The following is a 17,768-nucleotide window of genomic DNA, read 5'->3' as shown; positions in this document are numbered from 1 at the left end:
GCGTACTGCTTCAGCAAGACCAGCATGACGCTCGCTCGAAAGAAGCCAAACAGGCTATTTACCTAGCTCGTTCTTGTACACAGTGCCCTCCTTCATCACAAATTTCACCTTCTCCATCACGGTAATATCGGTAAGCGGGTCGCCTGGCACAGCCACGATGTCGGCCAGTTTACCCTTGGTAATAGAACCGGTGCGGTCTTTCCACTCTAGCAGGTCGGCGGCGTTGATGGTGGCCGACTGAATGGCCTGCATGGGGGTGAGCCCAAACTTTACCATGTAGAAAAACTGCTTGCCGTTGCCGCCGTGGGGGTACACGGCTGCGTCGGTGCCGTAGGCTACCTTCACACCAGCCTTTACGGCTTTTTGAAAGTTTTCGCGCTGCAAACGGCCCACCGAGCGTTCCTTCTCAATGATCTTCTCGGGGAAGCCTTTCTTGGCGTACTCGCTCAGAATGTAATCGTCATCATAAATGTCGGCCACGAGCCACGTGCCATTTTTCTTCATCATCCGGATTCCTTCTTCATCCAGCAGACTACCGTGCTCGATGCTAGTGACGCCGGCTTGCACAGCTAACTTGATGCCCTCGGCACCGTGTGCGTGAGCAGCCACTTTGCGCCCCCAGCGGTGGGCCTCGTCTACCACGGCTTTTAGCTCCTCTAAGGAGTAAAGGGCAGCACCCGCGCTACCTTCTTCGCTGAGCACACCAGCCGTGGCAAGTACCTTGATCCAGTCGGCGCCAAATTTTACGTTGTTGCGCACGCGCTTACGAATTTCCTCGGGTCCGTCGGCTACGCCCGTGTAGTCGGGGTTGCCCTTGAAAGCTAGGTTGGGCGAGAAACCAGTTGTGGGGTCGCCGTGGCCGCCGGTGGCACTGAGGGCAAAAGTGGCGACCAGCATGCGTGGGCCCGGAATGGTGCCGGCATTAATGGCATTGCGTAACGATACGTCAATCAGATTGCTGCCACCTAGGTCGCGCACCATTGTGAAACCAGCTTCCAGGGTCCGTTTGGCATATAAGTGCGCCACCACCGCCGCGTCGATGGGCGTTTTGCGGAACATGTCTTCGTAATAGTTGTCGCCGGGCTCCCCCGAAAGGTGCGTGTGGCAATCCATCAAACCGGGTAACACCGTGGCATTGCTGAGGTCAATTACCTCAGCACCCTGCGGAATCTGGAGGCTAGGTCCGATGTCGACGATCCTTGTGCTATCAATCAGAATAATCTGATTCGTAAGAACTTTGCCCTGTACTACGTCTATTACTTTGCCGGCTTTGATGGCCTTAAGCCTGTGTTGCGCCTGCAACGCATGACAGGAAATAGTAAATAGAACCAGCCAAAACAGTACTTTTTGTTTCATCAGGTGAGGGGAGTAGAAATGGAAATGTCATCGGTGCGAAGGCGCAATAACGCGCAAAATGCCCTATGGGCATAGAAATTCGACCACTGAGGACGCGGCTTTCCTAAAATTTAAAACCCTCTTGCCCGTATGGTCAAGAGGGTTTTGAGTGTTATTCCGTCACTTCGCAACAACCTAAGACGTTTTAACCGGATAAGGATCTTCAACACCTAGGTAACGAAAATGTCACAAGTATGAACTGCTAGGTGATTTCTATTCTTCCTCGCGATTCACCGTAGCCGGGCTGAAAGCGGGTACGCAAATCGACCAATATTCGCACTCCTCCTCAAACGGATTAGAATAGCGAATCCGGGCCCCGGCCTTAATTAGCAACGACTCGCCGGCGGTAAGCTCAATCACGTCGCCATCGACCTCGAACCGCTTGCGGCCGCGCACGACAATGGTAATTTCATCAAACTCCGGCGTTTGGTGAGGCTCGCTCCATTGCGGCGGCGCTACCATATGGGCCACGCTGTAAGCAGCGGTGTGGGTACTAGCTAGTCCAATGTGCTCCTCAATGAGTTTGCCATCGGTAGTCGGAACGCGGAAAGGAGCTAGCTGGCGAAAATACTTTTTCTCAGACATAAGCAGAAAGGCAATTAGTTAGTCGTAGCGCCTGCGCAAGCGCCTTTGGTATACGAAGTCACGCCAGCATTAGTGGCCACGCAAGCGTTGCTGTACGTCTTGCCGTCGCAGCCGCACACGGGGGCATATTCCATGGTGCAAATGGCGTCTTTCCGGATTTTGGCGGGGTCAATACACGGCTTTTCAGCAGTAGCAGGCGCCCGATGACAGCCTGCGGTCAGCGCAACGAGCAAGAAGGAATAGCAAAGCTTGAACATACGAATAGGTACAGCAGGGTAGGAGAGAAGCTAGGCAGCACAGCCTAATTGATGGGGTAAAGTACGGGCGCCGGGAAGAAGTTTTGTTTATCAAGGGATGATATTTTAGTCTAACTATTTTTTAATTCGTAATTAGAACCCCTGCTGCTGTGCTTCGTATAGCAGGCAGATTGGCGAAAACAACGGATGCATCTTCCGCTTGGCTTCCTCTCTCCCCTTGGGGGCCTGCTGACGCTACTCCTGTTCTCATTTTTCACATATTCTCTCTCTACATCATGTCGTACCAAGAAGAAGACAACACTGGTAAAATTCTCCTCGCTGCTCTTGCTGGTGCTGGTGCTGGTATTATTGCCGGCCTGCTAATCGCACCCGATAAAGGCAAAGCAACCCGCGAGAACCTAAAGAATACTGCCACAAAATACAGCGGTCAAGTAGGCGAGCAACTCTCCAAATACGGTGAGGAACTCGACGCTAAATTCAAAGGCTACGTTGAGAAGCTCGAAGAGCTAGGTGTTTCGCTGCCCGGCAGCAGCCTGAAGCTGAAAGGCACCTGGGACGAAGTAAAAGGCAAATTGCAACAGCAATATGCTCAGCTAACTGACGAAGATCTCGACTATGCTGAAGGCAAAGGCGACGAGCTGATTGGCCGCCTGCAGCAAAAGCTAGGCAAAGGCAAAAGTGAAATCGTGAAGCTGCTGAACGACTTGTAGGTCAGACAACAGCCTTCTTACAATATCGAAAGCCCTTCTTCCCTGTGGAGAAGGGCTTTTCTTTAACCATCTAGTGAGTCTTCACGTTGAAACCATCATCTCTTACCCTCAACTCTCTAAGCTCATGAAAGATAACAATGGTAAAATCATTCTTTCGTTGCTAGTTGGCGCCACGGCTGGTGCCGTAGCTGGACTGCTGCTTGCACCCGAAACGGGCGAAGGAACCCGCGCAAGCTTAAAGCAATCTGCCGACAAGCTGGGCAACGACCTAGGTAAGCTGTTTAAACAAGGAGTATCACGCTTCAACGAGCTAACAGGTAAAGACAATACGGATGTTGTGTCGCGCGATTCCGCCGATGCCAACAATGCGTTGAACTCTTTGTACCGCACCGGCAAGTCGAGCATAACGGAAGAGGGCCGCAAGAGCGCTTCTGTTGATTACGCGGCTGGTATCGAAAGCGTGCCTAGCACCTACGACGACTTCGACTCCGATTACGACGGCAGTGCAGGCGAAGGACGGCATATGGGCTCAGGCTTAGGCCAAACGTTCTAATTCCTGGCCAACTAGTATTCACCATGCGCCTCAGTTAAGCTTAGGCCACAGCAATCTTATTTCATGACGGACCCAACGACCCCAGACGACCTACAGGAGCAAGAGGCGCCACAACCCATCAAAGGCGGCAGCAGCAGCACTGACCCGAGCAGCGACGATTTTGCGGCTAGCATCACGGAGGCCCAAGCTTACGACTATAACCCAACCAGTGAAAATTCGGTTGAGCGTGACGAAGAAGGGCCCGTCGATAATATTTTGAAAAAATAAATTGGCTTAGCGTAACCTTCCAGCAGGGTACCCGTTAAAGAACATATAACGAGCTTGAAAGAAGATCGTAAAGTGCTTCGTTGTAAAATTGCCGACAGTAGGAGCTTCTAACAGGAATTTTGGTTTATAAGCCTGTTAGTAAAATCAGACTCGTCCATCGCAAGCTTCTTCAGAGTTCCTTTTGATCAAAAAGGTAAGCTTCTTGTAAAGAAAGGCCTCTCGCATTTTGTGCGGGAGGCCTTTCGACTTTTAACCCTAGATGACTCAGGCTTTATAGCCTGCAAGCGTGCTAAGCTCTCATTAAACGAAACAGCCTCACTACCTAGCTAGGTGGTAAGGCTGTTTCGTTTTTTACTCCCGTAGGTTTACTCTACGGGCTTGTCAGTCTTCTCCGTGTTCTTCTCTGCTTTTTCCGGCTTCATCTGCGGGAAGAAAAGCACGTCCTGAATGGAGTTGGAATTTGTCATGATCATGCTCAGGCGGTCGATGCCGATACCTAGGCCAGCTGTAGGCGGCATGCCGTATTCCAAAGCTCGCAGGAAATCTTCGTCGAGCACCATAGCCTCGGTGTCGCCGCGCTTACCTAGCTCCAATTGGTCTTCGAAACGCTTGCGCTGATCGATGGGGTCATTCAGCTCCGAGAAGGCATTGCAGATTTCTTTACCGTTGCAGATTGCCTCGAAGCGCTCCACCAAGCCAGGCTTTGAGCGGTGCTTCTTGGCTAGTGGCGACATCTCCACCGGGTAATCCGTGATGAACGTCGGCTGAATCAGCTTGGGCTCCACATGCTCCCCGAATATTTCGTCGATGATTTTGGCTTTGCCCATGCTCGGATCGAGCTTCACGTGCAAAGTGGCAGCCGTTTCACGTAGCGCGGCTTCGTCCATCTCGGTGATGTCGATGCCCGTGTATTCTTTGATAGATTCGAACATGGTGAAGCGCTTCCATGGCCGCTGGAAGTTGATGGTGTTTTCGCCCACCTTCACTTCCGTTTTGCCGTGCAGAGCTAGGGCCACGCGTTCGACCATCTCCTCCACCAAGTCCATCATCCAGTAGTAGTCTTTGTAGGCTACGTACAACTCCATCTGGGTGAACTCGGGGTTGTGGAAGCGCGACATGCCCTCGTTGCGGAAGTCCTTAGAGAACTCATACACACCATCAAAGCCACCCACGATCAGGCGCTTCAGATACAGCTCGTTGGCAATACGCAGGTACAGCGTCATGTCCAGCGTGTTGTGGTGCGTTTTGAAGGGCCGCGCCGCCGCACCACCATACAAAGGCTGAAGGATTGGCGTTTCTACTTCTAGGTAGCCTTTATCGTTCAAGTAATTACGCATGGCTTGCACCAGCTGCGTCCGCTTAACGAAGGCGTCGCGTACTTGTGGGTTCACCACCAAGTCTACGTAGCGCTGACGATAGCGCTGCTCCGGATCGGAGAAAGCATCGTAGGTGATTTTCTCGCCCGTTGCTTCATCTACCCGCTCTTTTACTACTGGCAGCGGACGCAAAGATTTCGAAAGCAATGTAAGACCGGTAACATGGATCGACGTCTCACCCACCATAGTTACGAACACGCGGCCCGTGATGCCCACGAAGTCACCTAGGTCCATCAGCTTCTTAAACACCGTGTTGTACAGCTCCTTGTCTTCACCAGGACAAATTTCGTCGCGGTTGATATAAAGCTGAATGCGGCCAGAGGCATCTTGCAGTTCTGCAAACGACGCTTTGCCCTTCACCCGTATCGACATCAGGCGGCCGGCGAGGCTCACTTCCTGAAAGTTGTTTAGCTCGGGGTGATAGTTATCGAGAATTTCCTGGGCGTAGAAATTCACATCGAACAGCTCGGAGGGATAAGGCTCAATGCCGAGATTTTGGAGGTCCTCCAGCTTCTGGCGGCGTATCTGCTCCTGTTCGCTAAGATGGTGCATAGGGAAGGATGGTTATTAGGCCTGCAAAGGTAGATAAACAAAAAGCGCCGTCCCAAAGGAGCGGCGCTTACGTGTATATAGAGTAAGAAACTAGATGAGCGAGAAAATGTTAGGCAGCAATGCCCATCTGCGTCGGTGCTTCGCCGGTGATAGTAGGCTCTACCTGCTTGCGCAAGCGCTCGGCTACGAAGCTGTGCTGCAAGTGCTTCGGCAGCTCGGCTACCACTTGGCGGTAACGCTCTAGGCCCACCGCCTTAGCGATGTATGTCTCGTGGATGCCGTTGAGGTAGCTCACGATGTTGAGCAGCGACTGGTGGAACAGCTTGAAATCAATCTCAGCTTCCACGTAACGGCCAATCTCCCGGCTGGTCTGCGAGATACGCAAACGGCTAAGCAGATCGAAGATGGTCGTGTAGCCTAGGCGCCACGTAATCTGCTGCCAGTGTTGAGCGGTCCACTTGTCGAGTACCTTGCCTGTCTTCTGGCTGCGCAATGCTGTGTTCGGATTGGCTTGTACTTGCTGACGCACAATCATCGCCTTCTGCTTACGCGTGGTGCGTAGGAACTGGCCGATCTGCGCTTGAGCGTCTATCTCCTTGCCAGCGATGTGCAAACCAGCCTTGTAGCCAGCTAAGGGCAGCCGATGAATGCTGAAGTCACCATAGGCGCCAGCGGCATAGAACGATACCGGCCGTGGGTATGCGTTGCGCACAACCAAGCGACCAACCTCTCGCTGAATCAGCGCCGGATTGTTGGAGCGGACACCCGTCGTATACAGGAACGCTTGCAAACCCGACAAGATCGTGTGATAAGCCTGAGGGAAAGTCCAGTGCAGAGCGTTACGCAGGTAGTCCTCATCACCTAGCTCGGCCGTAGCGCGCAGAGCATACTCGGTGCTCCAGCACGCGTGCAGTAGCTTAGTGATGGTTGCCACATCGGAGTCAGCTAGCTCGGCTTGGTGTGCCCGGAAGTAGGGCAGGTGCTGCAAGCCGCCTTGCGCATCGTCGTTCTCCTGAATGTGGTAGTTGATAGCGAAGAAGTAGTTCAGGAAAACCTGGGCAGGAATGGATTTGCGCCAAGTTTCCTCCGCTTGCTTCTGCTCGTCCGTCACGAGCGGGAAGATGTTGTTTTCCATTGTAGTCGTCATGTTAGTTAAACAGCTCTGCCCGCTTAGTAGTTGCATTTTAGAGGCTGTTTTGAAGAAAATTTTAGTAAAATAAGATGCTGTAAATCAATACTTTGTGTTTGATAAAATGATTTATAAAACTAATAAATTTAGTCGAATAAACTAAGAGCATAATCATGGAAATTTAACGGTCAAATAGGAGAGGCTTATCTTATGCATAGAGGCCTTAGTTGTAGCTATTTGCTGCACACATCCTTGCACTAGCCTGTCTTCTGGAGTACAGCCTTTACAATCTGACCTAAAGCAAAAAGCCCCGCCAACTTGCGTTAGCGGGGCTTTTTGCTTTTAAGGAATGAAAACCTAAATCTGGTCTTTCACCACGGCTACGGCCTCACGTAAGGTTACGTCCTTCTTCAGAGATTTCGTGAAGCGCAAGTTGCGGTTCACCTTTACTGAGTCAGGACCCCATTGCTTTAGGTCGAAAGCAAGCGGCGCGATGGTCAACGGCTGAATGCCCTTTTCGATCTGCTCGTACTTGTCAGCTTCTGCTTTCGCTTCGGCCTGCTCGGTACGGAACGTAGCTAGCTTCAACGATACCATAGTATCATCTTTCCGCTTGCGACGACGCTGCACCATGTCGCTGATAAGTTTGAAGCTTGGGCTAGCTGCTACGCGTGCTTGGCTATTTGTCTTCAGCTTGTCAACTGGTAGGGTAGGCGTGTTCCACACGCGATAACGAGCTGAAGTAATCTCATCCCACTTCAATGGATAATCAGATTCTTTCTCGCCCTCATCAAGGTAGCTATACACGTCTGGCAAGACGATATCGGGTACTACCCCTTTGAATTGAGTCGAACCACCGTTGATGCGGTAGAACTTCTGGGTTGTTAGCTTCAGCGAGCCAAATGGCTTAATGTTGTTGAACTCAGCTGGCATCGCATCATCAAGGTCGAAAATGCGCTGTACCGTGCCTTTGCCGTATGTGCTAGCCGAACCCATGATTACGCCCCGCTTATAGTCCTGGATAGCAGCAGCAAGAATCTCCGAAGCCGAAGCGCTGTACTTGTTTACCAAGATAACGAGCGGGCCACCATACTGTACGCTAGGGTCACGGTCGTTGAGGATGCTAGCTTGGCCTTGGCCTGAGCGAACCTGTACTACGGGGCCACTGTCGAAAAATAAGCCAGCCATTTCAACGGCATCTTGCAAAGAGCCACCGCCATTAAAGCGTAAGTCAAGCACTACACCTTGGGCGTTTTCTTGCTTCAGCTTAGCTAGCTCTTTCTTCACATCGTCGGCGCTGCTGCGGCCGCCGTTGTTATCGTTGAAGTCAGCGTAGAAGCCAGGCAGACGGATATAACCGATTTTCTTGCCCGTGTCATTGATCAACACAGACTGCGCATAGGTCTCTTCCCGAATAACAACGTCGCGAATGATTGGAATCACTTTGATCGTACCATCAGGCTTCTTTACAGTCAAGCGGACTTCTGTGCCTTTCTTACCCTTTATCAGCGCTACGGCTTTATCTAGGCGCAAGCCTTCTACTGATACAGGCTCAGCAGGTCCTTGCGCTACACGCAAGATGAGGTCACCTGCTTTAAGCTCCCCTTGCCGATAAGATGCACTACCTGGAATTAAGTCAGCCACTTTGATCTGGCCATCTTTCTCTTGCAAAGAGGCGCCGATGCCTTCGAAGCGGCCCGTTAAGGCCTCATCGAAATCATCTTTCTGCCGAGGAGCAAAATATTCGGTGTGTGGGTCGTATGTGTTAGCAATGGTGTTGGCGTACGAAGCTAGGCGCTCGTTAGCATCTGTCTGAGACATATCGCTAAACTGCTCGTTCAAGTATTTCAACACACGCTTGCGAGCTTCTGCTTCCATCTGCGCAGGCGTCCGGTCGGGTTCTACCGTCGCTACGATGTTGCTAGCGGTAGAAGCAGTTGCATTGTTCTTCTCTTTACGCTTAGCCTGCTCATCCATCATTTCCGAAACCCGAATCATGGTCTGGAACTTCAGGTACTTGCGCCACTCTTCGCGCTGAGCCGCCTTATCGGCAGCAAATGTCGTCTTATCGGGCTCCGATTGATACGACTCATCAGAAGTGAATTCAAACGGCTTAGAGAGGATGTCGCGGTATAGCTCCTGAACCTCCTTCGTGCGCTGATCCATGAGCTGCGTAGTCATGTCCAAGAATTCGTGAGTACCACGACGTACTTGGTCATCAATATCGGCTTGGTAGCGGCTGAGTTGCTTAACGTCAGTAGCTAACAGAAACTTCTTGTTTACGTCGACGCGCTTGAGGTACAAGTCGAACACACGCTTTGAGAAATTGTCGTCGATGCGCTCAGGTTGATAATGCGCGGCACTTAGCCCCTGCAACATCGCCTTGATGAGTACCTCGTCTTTCTGAGGTATGCTAGTATCATTGCGCCGGTACAGCTTGTAGGAAGCTAACACAAAGATGGCCAGCACCAACGAAGCATACAGCCCTACTTTCAATCGTGGGGAAGACATAGAATGCTATGTAAATTGGAGGAAAATCAAATATACGTAAAAGTCAATCCTAGTGCTAGGGAGAAGCGCAGCTAGATTTCGACTTTAAAACGTGTGTACCGGCTAAATAAGTGCCCGCGACTTGAATCAGTTGTTGAGCCAAAATAGCCGCGCAATCTACACACAGGTTATTAACCCTTTAACGATGAAAAAGTAAAAGGATATAGCCAATTGTAGCAAAAAAAACTAACAAAAAAGCCGACCATCCTACAGACCAACAAAAAAAGTCTTCCCTGTAGCAGGGAAGACTTTTTTACTGTTTGCTTATGCCCGTGCGAGCACAAGACGGATACTAGTAGCTACGCACTTTATTGGCGTTGCTGTTGGTAAACTCGTCGTGGAGATACTGTGCATCTTCTGGGTTGCGGTGTTTCACGCCCATTACAATGCCGCCGTTTTTAACGTCGCTTTCGTATTCAGCAGCATGCTCTTCTGGGATGCCCGAGCCTACTAGAGCGCCTACTAGGCCACCCGTTAGACCACCAGCACCAGCACCAGCTAGTGCCGCGGCAATCGGACCAGCGATTACTAGACCTAGGCCTGGTAGTGCTACCGACGTACCAATTGCAGCGATAGCGCCAATGATAGCACCAGCCGTACCACCAATTGCTGAACCTACACCAGCACCTTCCATGGCCTTATCACCAAGATCAGTTTCTGGGGTGTCTTCACCAAAGTGGGTTTTACGCGTGTCGTCCGACATCAGTACGTTTACGTCGTCTTTCGTGTAACCACGTGAAGTCAACGAGTTATAAGCACGCTCAGCGCTCGAGCGGTCTTTGAACGTACCGTAGGTAGTCGTGCCGTAAGTTGTGTCGTTGCCAGTTACGGCACGTGCTGCATCACCAGCGGTGTTTTGCACTGCATCGATGCCGCGACCAACTACTGCACCTGCTCCGCCAGCGATTTCGGCACCTTTTTGAGTAGCGCTGTAATCGTGGTGGGGGTTGTTGTCACCGCCCGTGGTGCCATATGAAGAAGTACCAGCCGTGCTGCTGTCACCCGCGCTTGAGTTGCCGAGATTGCCGCTCGAAGTCGTATTGGAAGTAGAAGGGTTGCTAGCGCTGTAGCCAGTACCTGAAGTACCAGTACCGTAGTTTGCGCCAGAGCCTGTACCTGCATTTTCCGGGTTGATTGATTCGTTAGTCATGGGTGGAGAAAGTTAAAAATTGATTGGGAGAGAGTTTAAACCCAGCTGTTCCCCAAAAAGAATGAAGAACTGGATTTGATATAGCTTAACGGGTACCTCTCCGCAGGGGTTACAGAAAATTTACTTTACTTTCTCCTAATAAGCTGTTGCCTAAGTATATAACTTATCGGTATGCCCGAATTTTTCGTAATTGACATCGTTCTGCCAAAAAGCTCGGCAGGTCGTACGCAACTCCTTCAGGAAGTCGGGGTCATGCTTGAGCGTACGCCATTCCCCGAGTCCTAGTCGCTCGCACAGTTTGTAGAAGTTGTCTCCTTGTCCTTTCGAGCCTTCTACTTTCACTAAGCAGCTCAGGATAGGGCGGCCAGCATGATATTCTGCTTCCGATAGCTCCGCTAACAACTCGTTTAGGCGGGTTTTCTCGTGCGATATATCGAGGTTAAAGCCAAGCTCCGCTTCTTGTACTAGATTCAGGTAGCTGGTAGTGCCTACTTGATGACGAGAAAAGCGAATGAGATGGTTGCGAAGGCGACTGATCATGCGCAAAAGGTGGGTTTACAGTAGGGGAATAAGACCTAAAACACTGGTCAAGATAGAAATCCTGCGCAGTAACCCTGTCATGCACCAAAACTATGCCGCCAAGCTTCAGCTTTATTTGGCGAGCTTTCTGCGCGTCATCTCCTTCTGAATCAGGAGAAACTCACGACTACTTTGCCCTGCTATGGCTGTATTCTCGTTGGCTCGCCGTAGTAAATAAGGCATAACGGCTTCTACAGGTCCGTAAGGCACATACTTGGCCGTGTTGTAACCCGCATCGGCTAAGTTATAGCTGAGGTTGTCACTCATACCATAGAGTTGAGCAAACCAGATGCGTGGGTCACTGGGACGCAGGTTTTGCTCCTGCATCAACTCAGTAAGTAGCAAAGAGCTAGCTTCGTTATGAGTGCCTGCGCAAATGCTGATACGGTCGACGTGCTCCACGCAATAGCGTAAGGCTTCGTCGTAAAGCTCATCAGTAGCTGACTTCGTTGGGTTAATGGGGTTGTTGTAGCCACGCTGAGCAGCTACTCGGCCTTCTTTTTCCATATAAGCACCGCGCACCAGCTTACCACCTAGGTAGTAGCCTTCGCGTTCTGCTACGTCAGCGGCAGCTTTGATGGCATCGAGCCGGTCGTGGCGGTACAACTGATAGGTATTCCAGACAATGGCAGACTCCCGGTTGTAGCGCGCCATCATCTCGTAAGTCAAGTCATCGATGGTTTTCTGAAACCAGCTTTCCTCGGCATCTACAAACACCCGCACGCCGTACTGGTGCGCTCGGGCGCAGATGGCGTTTACACGATTCTTGGAGCGTTCGAAGCTAGCTTGTTCGGATTTGGAGAGCGGAGTGCCCGCTTGCACTTTCTCCAAAATGCTGCTTTCCGCAACCCCTGTTACCTTGAATACAGAGAAAGGAATATGCGTAGAGCGGTGCGCCATATCAATGGTCGCCAGAATCTCATTGCAGGTAGCATCGAAGCTCTTATCGTTGCCTTCTCCTTCCACTGAGTAGTCGAGGATGGTGCCAATATGGTAACGACCTAGCTCTTCAATCACCGGCAAGCACTCCCGAATAGTTTCCCCCCCGCAAAACTGCCGAAAGATGGTTTGCTTGATAGCGAACTTGACGGGCAAATTCCACTTCAAGGCAAAGTTCATGAGGCCGCTTCCGGTCTTGACCAGCGAGTTGCTGTTCATGGCAGCAAACAGCGCATACATGCGGCGTAGCTCGCCATCTGATTTGCCTGCGAAAGCAATTGCAGTGTTGTCGAAGGAAATAACGGGAGCCTGAGTTGCGGGCATACTATAAGAGCTTGAAAGGAGGTACAGCGACGCAAAGATAACCAGCCGATGGCGGTTCGGATAGTAAGTCTGCCGAGCTTCTTAGGCTAGCCGATGTCATTACGTAACGCCTTAGGTATACGTAAAATTCCTCTTAGCGTCTGCTCCCGCGAGCTATTGATTGAGTATCACCCGCTAACTATTACTGACGCCGATAGCGATAGACGAAGCCATCGGCGATGTTATCCTTCAGCGTGAGTTGATCATTATTCAGCTCAATGTACTGTGGAGTGTAACGGACGCCTTGTGCGATGTAAAAAATGAGCTTCGCAGAAGGACTGTCGCCAGGCTCGGTACTGCGCCGTATGGAGTATTGCCGTGTGTCTACTAACTGGTTCTTACTGTAGACGTTTATGGTACTGTCAGCCTTAAATTCCAACTGGGAAGTGCCAGTTGCGACATCCGTAGTTGTGCCAGCAATACCCCCGCTGGTCTGATATAGATCCCATCGACCTACAAGCCCATCGGTTTTTGGTGCTGTGGAATCATTATCCTTTTTACAGCCTGTAGCAGCAATTGCAACGAAGAAAAGGAAGGCGTAGAAGAACGAGGCGTAGTGTTTCATAATAAGAGAACGAGCAAAACAAAGACGAATATTTTTGCTGAACACGGGATAATACGTCAGCTGCTTAAAGGGGTGACTGAAAATTAATGTGCGAGGTTGCACCCTTTCTTAAGGTTGCCAGCTAGGCAACCCTCAGTAGCAGAAGGACAACGCTAGGTTTAAGAAAAGAGTTTGCAGGTCTTTCGCGGTCCATCGTTACAGCGGTTGTGCTAGGGTCAAACCATCTCTGGCTAGGGCTGAATAAGGATATACTATCATCAGTAGGTTAAAAGGGGCTGCTTTAATTGGAACCCGTTACTTTTGCCAGGCACCCGCATTTGGGTGACGTTCTGTTTCGCAAAAGCATTTTCCATTGAACGCTCCGCTTTCTTTCGGTTCTGATGCGCTGCCTGCTTTGGCTGCGTTGCTTCGCCAGCCTGCTGTGAGCCGGGTGCTGGTATTAGCCGACTCTAACACGGCTCGGCTGTGTTACCCGCTACTACTGCCGCATTTGCCAGCAGACCACAAGCTCATCGAAATTCCGGCCGGTGAGGAATATAAGACCCTAGCTACTTGTGAGAACGTGTGGAACTGCCTCACCGAGTACCGCACCGACCGTTTTGGCGTACTCGTCAACCTAGGGGGTGGCGTCGTTACGGACCTAGGTGGTTTGTGCGCGGCGCTCTATAAGCGGGGTATACGGTGCATGCAAGTGCCTACCACGCTTCTGGCCCAAGTAGACGCTAGTGTGGGCGGCAAAACGGGCGTCGATTTTCAGAATTTCAAAAATCAGCTCGGCGTGTTTCAGGAGCCTGCTGGCGTATTTATCGATCCGGCTTTCTTGACTACGCTCGACCCGCGGCAGATGAAGTCGGGCTACGCTGAAATCGTGAAGCACTGGCTTATTGCCGATGCAGCAACTTTCGATGAGCAGCGTCGGCAAGGCATGTTTGTGGAAGACTGGACGCCTATCATCCGCGAGTCGGTGGCCACGAAGCAGCGCATTGTGGAAGCCGATCCTTTGGAAAGCGGCTTGCGCAAAATTCTGAACTTCGGCCATACTGTTGGCCATGCCCTAGAAAGCTTCCTACTTAGTCAGCCTGGGCGCGAGATTCTGCACGGCGAAGCCATTGCCGCCGGCATGGTGTGCGAAAGCTGGCTATCCGTGCAAAAAGGGCTATTGAGTCCAGAAGAGCTCGATAAAATTGAAACGTTCATCTTCACGGTGTACGAGAAGATCCAGTTTATTACGTTCGAAACCGACGCCATTGCCGAGCTAGCATTGCAAGACAAAAAGAACGTCGGTGCTACCATCAACTGTACGCTGCTGCAAGGCATTGGCCACGCCGTGTACGATCAACCCGTGACGCTGGCCGAGTTGGCCGAGTCGCTCCGTTACTATCATCGCCTGTGAATTCGACTTCTCTAACGCTCCGTTGGTCCGGTAAGCCACTCAACGGTACGGCCCAATTGCCCGCTTCTAAAAGCGAAAGCAACCGTGCCCTCATCATTCAAGCCCTAGCTGGCAGCGGCCAACTCGACAACCTATCGGACGCCAACGATACGCAACTCATGCAGCGCCTCTTGGCTGACCCCACGGCCGAAACGCTCGACGCAGAAGATGCCGGTACTGTAATGCGTTTTCTGACGGCCTATCTAGCTGTGACGAACCGCCAGGCGTTGCTAACCGGCACACCACGCATGAAAGAACGCCCCATTATGGTGCTGGTAGATGCCTTGCGTGAGCTAGGGGCCCGAATTGAATATGCCGAAATGGAAGGCTTTCCGCCCTTGCGCCTCCAAGGCTGGCAGCCCGAAGCAACGGCCGACAACGAGCTAGCCGAGCTAAGCGTCCGCGGCGACATTAGCAGTCAATATATATCGGCCCTGCTCATGATCGGGCCCATGTTGCCCAGCGGCCTGCGCGTGAACCTTGTGGGCAAAGTTGGCTCGCGGCCTTACATCCGCATGACGCAGGCGCTGATGCAGCACTTCGGCGCCAATTTTCGCGATTTAGGTAGCGTGTTAGAAGTGCGTCCTGCTGCTTACCAATCAGCCGATTACACGATTGAGTCGGATTGGTCGGCGGCTAGCTACTGGTATGCGATGGTGGCCCTCGGGCCAGTCGGTTCCGAGATTACGCTGCCCGGTCTGCGCCAGTATTCCTGGCAGGGCGACCAGGCTATTGTTGGCATTATGGAAAAGCTAGGTGTGGCTACCGAGTTCGTAGCCGATGGTGTGCGCCTCACGCAAATATCGCCCGCCGCCGAGCTGACCCACGACTTCACCGACTGCCCCGACCTAGCTCAAACCGTGGCCGTAGTTGCTGCTGCGCAAGGAACAAACCTCGTTATGACAGGCCTAGAAAGCCTGCGCATCAAGGAAACCGACCGCATCGCAGCTTTGCAAACCGAGCTAGCTAGCTTCGGCGCTTTCCTGCTCGAAGAAGCCAATGAGCATTTCCGTGTTACAAGCGAGAACTTCCACGTCGACGGCCAAGAAGTAGCTACCTACCACGACCACCGCATGGCCATGGCCTTCGCGCCTCTAGCGCTGCGTGGTCCGTTGACAATTCAAGATCCCAAAGTGGTGCGCAAGTCGTACCCGCAGTTCTGGAGTGAGTTGGAGAAAGCAGGTTTTCAGGTTAATCAATCTAATCAGATGAACTAACTATCATCTGTCATCCTGACGCAGGAAGGATTTTGTCACTCGTAGATAAGCATCGCTAGTTACGATTCATTCGCAAGTGACAAGGTCCTTCCTGCGTCAGGATGACAGGAGATTTTGATGCAGTTCTCGGAAATATGCCGCTGAGTATCGTAGCCGGCTACCATACCAGCTGAACAGCTCGCCATCGACGATCCGGATAGTGGCGCTGGAGCACACTTCGGTAAATTCCGCGATGTGCTTCTCCTTGAAGGGATAAGGTTCGGAAGAAAGAAAGATAACCTGTGGCGCGGCTTGCGCCAGCTGCGCAAGGCTTATTTCAGGATAACGACTCTGCTCCGCAAAAGCATTGATGAAGCCGGTACGGCGGAGCATATCGTCAATGAACGTACCACTGGCCGCTACCATAAACGGCTTACGCCAGATAAAATATGCTGCTGAAATAGGCAGAGTGACAGGACCTAGGGTAGCGAATGATTCAGCAATTCCTTGTTCCAGCGCTTCGGCTTTGATCTGCGTAGCCGTGAGTATGCCCACTTGCCGAATCATGCGTAGTGCCTCCTCAAGCGTGCTAATATCGCTTAGCCAGACGGGATACTGCTCGGCTAGCTGCTCGATACCTTCTTGGTAGTTCTCTTCCTTATTGCCCAAGATAAGGTCTGGCTGAAGCGCTGCAATCTTTTCGAAATCGAAGTTCTTCGTACCGCCAACGACAGCCGCTTGCTGACGTGCCTCGCTAGGGTGAATGCAAAACTTTGTCACGCCCACTACCCGCGCACCAATACCTAGGTCAAACAGCAACTCCGTTTGCGAAGGCACCAGGGATACAATTCGCTGTGGCGGATACGGTACCACCACTCGCCGACCTAGCTGGTCGGTAAGAGTGAGCGGGAGGCTATGTATGGCGGGAAGTTTCATGATCAAAAACGTATCATCCTGACAAAGCGAGGACCTTGTCCCGCGTGAAGTTACCTCATGGTATCTATTCACACGGGACAAGGCCCTTCTTCCGTCAGGATGATACTAGCTGCCTAGCTTACCGGCTAGTACTTAGGAGAAATATCGGAAGTCATGGTTGTCTTCGATGCGCAGTAGCGTCTCATAGATGAGCTTGATGACATTCTCCACGTCGTCCTGATGTACCGTCTCAACGGTGGTGTGCATGTACTTCAATGGTAACGAGATAAGCGCCGAAGCTACGCCGGCGCCAGCATAGGCGAAGGCATCGGTATCGGTGCCGGTGGCGCGGGTAGCGGCGGCACGTTGGAAGGGCGTTTCGGTTTCCTCGGCCGTCCGGATGATGAGGTCGCGCAGGTTGTTCTGCACGGCTGGGCCGTAGGTGATTACAGGGCCTTTGCCGCAAGCTAGGTCACCAGCCGTCTTCTTCTCGTACATCGGCGACTGTGTGTCGTGGATCACGTCAGTGATAATAGCCACGTCGGGTTGGATGCGGTGCGCAACCATCTCAGCGCCACGTAACCCGATTTCCTCTTGCACAGCATTCACCACATACAGGGCAAAAGGAAGCTGCTTGCCCTCTTCCTTTAACCTGCGAGCTACTTCCGCAATCATGAAGCCACCAACACGGTTGTCGAGCGCCCGGCCCACGTAGTACTTGTTGTTCATCACGGTGAACTCATCCTCAAACGTGACAACCGAGCCGACGTGCACGCCCATTTCTTCTACTTCCTGCTTGGAAGAAGCACCGCAGTCCAAGAAGATCGTTTCAATCGTCGGCGCTTTTTCTTGCTCGGGCTTACGCACGTGAATGGCCGGCCAGCCAAACACCGCTTTCACCATGCCTTTCGCCGTGTGGATGTTTACGCGCTTAGAAGGCGCAATGAGTGCATCGGAGCCGCCGTTGCGCCGCAAATAGATGTAGCCTTCCTTCGTGATGTAGTTCACGAAATACGCAATTTCGTCGGCGTGCGCTTCGATCACGACTTTGTACTTCGCGTCGGGGTTGATAACTCCAACCGCTGTGCCGTATGTGTCAACGAAGTACGTATCGATGTAAGGCTTAAGGTAATCGAGCCATAGTTTCTGGCCTTCTTTCTCGAAGCCAGTAGGCGAAGGGTTATTCAGGTAGTTCTGAAGAAACTCGAAAGATTCAGGACGCATATAGAAAATCTAAGTTAAAAAGCCTGTGAAT

At 51.8% G+C, this 17,768-nt stretch carries 17 protein-coding genes; 5 read left to right on the top strand and 12 right to left on the bottom strand.

The annotated features are described in order from the left end of the window. Positions 1-54: 54 nt before the first annotated feature. The 3 genes from SD425_RS20115 to SD425_RS20105 form a co-directional block, all read right to left on the bottom strand. Entirely contained in the window at positions 55-1,356 is a 1,302-nt protein-coding gene (locus SD425_RS20115; RefSeq protein WP_324671815.1) for an amidohydrolase family protein, read from the bottom strand. A gap of 252 nt (positions 1,357-1,608) precedes the next feature. After that, the gene (locus SD425_RS20110) at positions 1,609-1,980 is read right to left on the bottom strand and encodes a cupin domain-containing protein (RefSeq protein ID WP_324671814.1); all 372 of its coding nucleotides are present in this window, start codon (positions 1,978-1,980) and stop codon (positions 1,609-1,611) included. A gap of 14 nt (positions 1,981-1,994) precedes the next feature. Further along, positions 1,995-2,237, bottom strand: coding sequence for a Kazal-type serine protease inhibitor domain-containing protein (locus SD425_RS20105; RefSeq protein ID WP_324671813.1), 243 nt, complete (start codon positions 2,235-2,237; stop codon positions 1,995-1,997). Between the two features lie 275 nt (positions 2,238-2,512). On the opposite strand from SD425_RS20105, the gene SD425_RS20100 reads away from it, so the two are divergent. From SD425_RS20100 to SD425_RS20090, 3 genes are all read left to right on the top strand, one after another. Next, positions 2,513-2,947: a CsbD family protein gene (locus tag SD425_RS20100; RefSeq protein WP_324671812.1), complete on the top strand. Its 435-nt coding sequence runs from the start codon at positions 2,513-2,515 to the stop codon at positions 2,945-2,947. 124 nt (positions 2,948-3,071) lie between these two features. Next, a complete protein-coding gene (locus SD425_RS20095; protein WP_324671811.1) occupies positions 3,072-3,500 on the top strand; it encodes a YtxH domain-containing protein in 429 nt (142 codons plus the stop codon). Positions 3,501-3,563: 63 nt separating this feature from the next. Continuing rightward, the gene (locus tag SD425_RS20090) at positions 3,564-3,767 is read left to right on the top strand and encodes a hypothetical protein (protein ID WP_324671810.1); all 204 of its coding nucleotides are present in this window, start codon (positions 3,564-3,566) and stop codon (positions 3,765-3,767) included. A gap of 365 nt (positions 3,768-4,132) precedes the next feature. Here SD425_RS20090 and lysS read toward each other — a convergent pair whose 3' ends face one another. The 7 genes from lysS to SD425_RS20055 form a co-directional block, all read right to left on the bottom strand. Beyond that, positions 4,133-5,695 (bottom strand): lysine--tRNA ligase, encoded by a 1,563-nt coding sequence (gene lysS / locus SD425_RS20085; protein WP_324671809.1) that lies wholly within the window; start codon positions 5,693-5,695, stop codon positions 4,133-4,135. A gap of 109 nt (positions 5,696-5,804) precedes the next feature. Continuing rightward, positions 5,805-6,842, bottom strand: coding sequence for a hypothetical protein (locus tag SD425_RS20080; protein ID WP_324671808.1), 1,038 nt, complete (start codon positions 6,840-6,842; stop codon positions 5,805-5,807). A gap of 339 nt (positions 6,843-7,181) precedes the next feature. Further along, positions 7,182-9,335, bottom strand: coding sequence for a carboxy terminal-processing peptidase (locus SD425_RS20075; RefSeq protein WP_324671807.1), 2,154 nt, complete (start codon positions 9,333-9,335; stop codon positions 7,182-7,184). A 331-nt stretch (positions 9,336-9,666) separates the two neighbouring features. Continuing rightward, a complete protein-coding gene (locus SD425_RS30035; RefSeq protein WP_416381007.1) occupies positions 9,667-10,524 on the bottom strand; it encodes a hypothetical protein in 858 nt (285 codons plus the stop codon). Positions 10,525-10,674: 150 nt separating this feature from the next. Further along, complete coding sequence (locus tag SD425_RS20065) at positions 10,675-11,064, bottom strand: hypothetical protein (protein WP_324671806.1); 390 nt, start codon at positions 11,062-11,064, stop codon at positions 10,675-10,677. Between the two features lie 111 nt (positions 11,065-11,175). Then, positions 11,176-12,366 (bottom strand): proline dehydrogenase family protein, encoded by a 1,191-nt coding sequence (locus SD425_RS20060; RefSeq protein WP_324671805.1) that lies wholly within the window; start codon positions 12,364-12,366, stop codon positions 11,176-11,178. Positions 12,367-12,547: 181 nt separating this feature from the next. Then, on the bottom strand, positions 12,548-12,970 hold the full coding sequence (locus tag SD425_RS20055; RefSeq protein WP_324671804.1) for a hypothetical protein: 423 nt from the start codon (positions 12,968-12,970) through the stop codon (positions 12,548-12,550). Positions 12,971-13,322: 352 nt separating this feature from the next. On the opposite strand from SD425_RS20055, the gene aroB reads away from it, so the two are divergent. Both aroB and SD425_RS20045 read left to right on the top strand, forming a co-directional pair. Continuing rightward, positions 13,323-14,363: a 3-dehydroquinate synthase gene (aroB, locus tag SD425_RS20050; RefSeq protein ID WP_324671803.1), complete on the top strand. Its 1,041-nt coding sequence runs from the start codon at positions 13,323-13,325 to the stop codon at positions 14,361-14,363. After that, positions 14,360-15,619, top strand: a complete 1,260-nt coding sequence (locus tag SD425_RS20045; RefSeq protein WP_324671802.1) for a 3-phosphoshikimate 1-carboxyvinyltransferase — start codon at positions 14,360-14,362, stop codon at positions 15,617-15,619. Before aroB ends, SD425_RS20045 begins: the two co-directional genes overlap by 4 nt. Before the next feature lie 96 nt (positions 15,620-15,715). Here the strand turns inward: SD425_RS20045 and SD425_RS20040 are convergent, their stop codons facing one another. Both SD425_RS20040 and SD425_RS20035 read right to left on the bottom strand, forming a co-directional pair. Then, on the bottom strand, positions 15,716-16,534 hold the full coding sequence (locus SD425_RS20040) for a helical backbone metal receptor (protein ID WP_324671801.1): 819 nt from the start codon (positions 16,532-16,534) through the stop codon (positions 15,716-15,718). Between the two features lie 132 nt (positions 16,535-16,666). Further along, on the bottom strand, positions 16,667-17,737 hold the full coding sequence (locus tag SD425_RS20035; protein WP_324671800.1) for a M42 family metallopeptidase: 1,071 nt from the start codon (positions 17,735-17,737) through the stop codon (positions 16,667-16,669). Between the last annotated feature and the right edge of the window lie 31 nt (positions 17,738-17,768).

The organism is Hymenobacter sp. GOD-10R (genome assembly GCF_035609205.1).
Classification (GTDB): Bacteria; Bacteroidota; Bacteroidia; order Cytophagales; family Hymenobacteraceae; genus Hymenobacter.
This window is presented reverse-complemented; position numbering and strand designations above follow the sequence as displayed.